Annotated in this window: 3 protein-coding genes; 1 reads left to right on the forward strand and 2 read right to left on the reverse strand. The window is 30.4% G+C overall.

The annotated features are described in order from the left end of the window. Positions 1-178: 178 nt before the first annotated feature. Positions 179-871 (reverse strand): ATP-binding cassette domain-containing protein, encoded by a 693-nt coding sequence (locus QMO11_RS21720; RefSeq protein ID WP_282040048.1) that lies wholly within the window; start codon positions 869-871, stop codon positions 179-181. 614 nt (positions 872-1485) lie between these two features. Next, a complete protein-coding gene (locus QMO11_RS21725; protein ID WP_282040050.1) occupies positions 1486-2910 on the reverse strand; it encodes a tyrosine-type recombinase/integrase in 1425 nt (474 codons plus the stop codon). Positions 2911-3010: 100 nt separating this feature from the next. Here QMO11_RS21725 and QMO11_RS21730 point away from each other — a divergent pair, with 100 nt between their 5' ends. After that, positions 3011-3382 (forward strand): hypothetical protein, encoded by a 372-nt coding sequence (locus QMO11_RS21730; protein ID WP_075604021.1) that lies wholly within the window; start codon positions 3011-3013, stop codon positions 3380-3382. The last annotated feature ends 328 nt before the right edge of the window (positions 3383-3710 follow it).

Below are 3710 nucleotides of genomic sequence, written 5' to 3' on the forward strand. Positions count from 1 at the left end.
TATTACTAAAACCTTTTTCATATTTCTATTCTTGATAATTTTATCTGAGTAGTAGTTGTACTATATTACCGCCAACGACTCGAATATGCGTAGTGCGGGATTTCAAGGCACTTCAGTGTCAAACCGCTACTTAGTTTATTAAACGTTTTAATGTTCCAATTTACCAATACGCCCCGCATTATGTATATTTATTGTTACCAACTGTTATTTCTTCATCAATTCGAGCATATCCTAATGTTTCAATGTCCTCTACACTTTTTGTCAAATAAGTTTGTCCATTATTTATGACATATAAATCGTCACAAATATCTATTATATGTCGGTACATATGATCAGTAATAATAATTCCTTTGTTTTCTTTTTCTCTAAGAATTATTTTTTTAATGGTGTTTACATGAATCGGCATTATTTGTGAAAAGGGCTCGTCTAGCATGCAAAACTTAGTCTGCGATACTAATATTAGATATATCTCAATAATACGTCTTTCTCCTCCCGATAAGTTTACCAACTTGGATTTATAAAGTTTTTCAAATTCTGGAAAAAATGAAATTAAATCCTCAAAATCGAGCTTAAAATCACTTAAAATTCTTTTCACAGTTAATGAATTTGGTGCAAACTTAGATTGTGGCAAATACCGGATGTCTTTAGGGGAACGATATGTGCTATATATAGGGTTACCATTTATTCGCATAGATTTTTCGTTAGGTATAAGTTCTCCGAACAGAATTTTCATTAAACATGATTTTCCTGTTCCATTTCTCCCCAATAATCCAGTAATATTTCCAGTTTGGCATTTTAGATATACATTTTGCAAAACTCTATGAGTTCCAAATTCTAATAATACACTATCAATTTCTAAAGTATTTGTCATTGAAGTCTTAGTGTTAGTAAAATTAATAGAATAAATAGAGTGAAATCAAATGCAAAAGTTGAAATCCATAAATGCCTTTTCGTTAATCCCAGATTTTTATAATAGTAGAAACCTTCCCTTTTGTAGTTATGGATGTAACAAAATATTAACCCTAAAGCAATGATTTTGAACCAAAATAAAGCTTGAAAAATATGAATCGCTTTTTCTCCATATAAGTTAATTAAGTACAAGGAAGCAAGTGTTATCAAATTACTAGCTAAAGCAAATGACTTATAGAATGTAGTTATTAATCGTATCGTTCTCATAATAGTTGGTAACTACGTAATATTTTCACTCCAATTGCATTTATTTCTACTATCCTCATCGCGGTAAATATTCGTATTTCTTGTTTTAAATTTTAAATATAAATATTTAATCATTATGTTCTCCATATTTGTACTATATTAATCAAAATACTTAGTTTTTCAGAAATAATAAGGGGAAACAATCCTACTATTCACGACTATATAAATACATTAAATCCATATTGTTAAAGATAAATATAGACTACATCAATATAACAATGATGGTGCTTACGCACGTTCAACAATTTATCAGCTCTAATTCTATAATAATCATAATTCTAGTAAATCACCAGGACTTTTTATCTTGCTTAAATCCCGATTAGATACATGAGTGTATATTTCTGTAGTCTTTGAACTTGAGTGTCCTAATAAAACCTGAATATAACGTAAATCAATACCCTCATCTAATAAATGAGTAGCAAATGAATGACGCAAGCAATGCGGAGTGTAACGACCAACTACTCCTGCCTTTTTTTGAGCCTTTTTAAACACATTAGAAACACTAGTAGCTGAATACCTTCCTCCATACTGCCCTTCAAAAAGCCATAGTTTCGGTTTATAGCACATATAATACGTTTCTAAAAGTGATAATGCTTTCTTTGAAAGTATTACATTCCTATCCTTTCGACCTTTTCCTGACTTAATAATAATTTGCATCTCATTTCGCTTAATATCCGTTAGCCTCAAGTTAAGTAGCTCACCAATTCTAAGACCCGACGAGTAAAGCAAAAATAACATGCACTTATGCTTACTATTATCTACACAATTCAAAATATTTTGTAGCTCAACTTTAGGTATTACCTTCGGTAATTGCTTTTGTTTTGCAGGGCGCTGTATGCTTAAATCTATCGATTCTCGTTTCAGTATCTTCGCATAATAATACTTTACAGCATTAATCGATTGATTTACCTTCGAAAAAGAACACTGCTCTTCTTGATGCATTCTCAAATGATAATCCCTAAGCTGATCTACAGTTAAATCATCTATATTTATAATACCTTTTCTTTTATTATACACTATAAACCTTAACATTAAATTATAATAGGTACTAATAGTATTCATACTTTTACCTTCCATCAACATAGCACTTAGGTATTCTTTAGGTGGACATGGTAAGCCTAAATGAATATTCTGCTGATCCATAAAAAACTTTATTAAGTCAATATCCTTTAAAATTAGATCAGTACTCCTCTTGAAAAACACAGATTGATACAAAGCTCTAACTACTTGCTTAATACGGACAACATCAAAGTGCAGTAACAATTGGTTTTCATCACTTAAAACATCATATAAACCTTGATTCTTAATGTCAAAAAACAAAGACTTTGTACTGCATTTTAACCATATATATGGTTTAAGTTGATAATGTACTGGAAGCATTAATACAGATGCCTTAAACGATAACATGCATTCTGCTTCATTCTTAGCGCCCAAAGAGTACAAACCACTAGTCCTAAGATTTTTCGCTTCATTAAAAAATCGGGTATCAACATCTGCTATACCTTCAAGCAGCTCAAATAAAAAGGTATAATTAGAAGGTGTATAATCTATCAAATAAACCTCCTGTCCTGGAGGTTTAAACGCTAACATATCTACTTTCAAACTGCGCTCAATATCTTGATTAGGTGCAAACTGACAAGATATAAATGACCTATTCTGGTACACACATTGTTTTATTATTACTTGAGTTTTCATGTCCACACTTACTTTTTTGTAAAAAACCTAAAAAATCAAGAATAAAGCCATATATTAATCGATTAAAGTCGATTAATAAACGAATATAAGCGATTAAGAAATGGAACATACATGCTTACATTGTAACAAAGCCTTAATTGGAAGATCAGATAAAAAGTTTTGCGACATGGATTGTAAAAATAAGTATGGCAATCAGAGGACCAAAGAAAACGACCGAATAATTATCTCAACCAATAAAAGTTTGAGAAAAAACAGGACAATTCTCAAACGACTTAATCCGATTGGAAAATCCACTATACGTAAAAATATACTCATTGAGATGGGTTACGACTTTCGGTTTCATACACATACATATACTAGTGAGAAAGGTGCAAAATATCGCTTTTGTTACGAATATGGATGCTTGCTTATAGATGAAGAAAAAGTGCTAATTGTTAATTGGCAAACTTACATGAAAGCAGATATTGATTAACAATTTTACCAACATTTTTAAAGCATACCGAAATGGGAACTTAATAAGTCCTTTTTAATGAAGTTGTTTAAAGTTGTTTGTAAATTTCGAGAGTGACATATTGGTTTTCAGCAACAAGACTTCGATTTAATATTGTAGCAAATGATAACTGCTACTGCATTTAAATTAATAGATTACTCATAGTCTTTCAATACTAATTAACGTGAATTCGACGTAAGAAAAGTTCTATTTTAAGAGAAAAGAAACAAAGCGTTTGTTATATTTAAGTATCTAACATTTAAATATATAGTTACAAAAACCTTGTTTCTTATGATGAGTAAAGTTACTG

It is taken from the genome of Saccharicrinis aurantiacus, assembly GCF_947489045.1.
GTDB classification, from domain to species: Bacteria; Bacteroidota; Bacteroidia; order Bacteroidales; family Marinilabiliaceae; genus Saccharicrinis; species Saccharicrinis aurantiacus.